The organism is Pseudomonas helleri, from assembly GCF_009600315.1.
Taxonomy (GTDB): Bacteria; Pseudomonadota; Gammaproteobacteria; order Pseudomonadales; family Pseudomonadaceae; genus Aquipseudomonas; species Aquipseudomonas helleri_A.
In genome coordinates this window covers 1-365 of sequence record NZ_WIWC01000126.1, presented here as the reverse complement: position 1 = coordinate 365, position 365 = coordinate 1, and the positions used below count along the sequence as shown (strand labels likewise).

At 47.9% G+C, this 365-nt stretch carries 1 protein-coding gene; it reads left to right on the top strand.

Annotated elements, in window-relative coordinates:
• Positions 1–37: 37 nt before the first annotated feature.
• Positions 38–298 (top strand): hypothetical protein, encoded by a 261-nt coding sequence (locus GHN86_RS23130; protein ID WP_153387397.1) that lies wholly within the window; start codon positions 38–40, stop codon positions 296–298.
• Positions 299–365: the final 67 nt, after the last annotated feature.

The window sequence follows — 365 nt, the reverse complement described above, 5'->3', positions numbered from 1 at the left end:
TGATATGGCTATCTGAACACTAAATATAGAGGGTGGAATGGATCAGATTTACATTGTGAGTGGATGGCACGACCAAGAAGGGCAGTTCCAATCTAATGAGAAACGCCTCAACAAGATGCTCAAAGATGAGGGGTGGGTAGTCAAAACAGTCACGCCTTTCAGCTCATACGGGTACGGGTACGGGTCAGTTTCAGTTGCCAGCAGCCAGGTAGTTGGCCACAACCCAAACAAACCAAGTATTGAGTGCTCTGGCCACGACAATGGCTTCGCAGCTATTGTCGTTTTAACCCGCGATTAACGCTTGGTGCTAACCCAGGAATGCACAGTGCCTGTGCCAACTGAAAGCTCTTTAGCAATTCTTCTGA

Bases quoted from the DNA above. Each gene is read 5' to 3' on its own strand.
- GHN86_RS23130 (WP_153387397.1), top strand. From the start codon at position 38: ATGGATCAGATTTACATTGTGAGTGGATGGCACGACCAAGAAGGGCAG.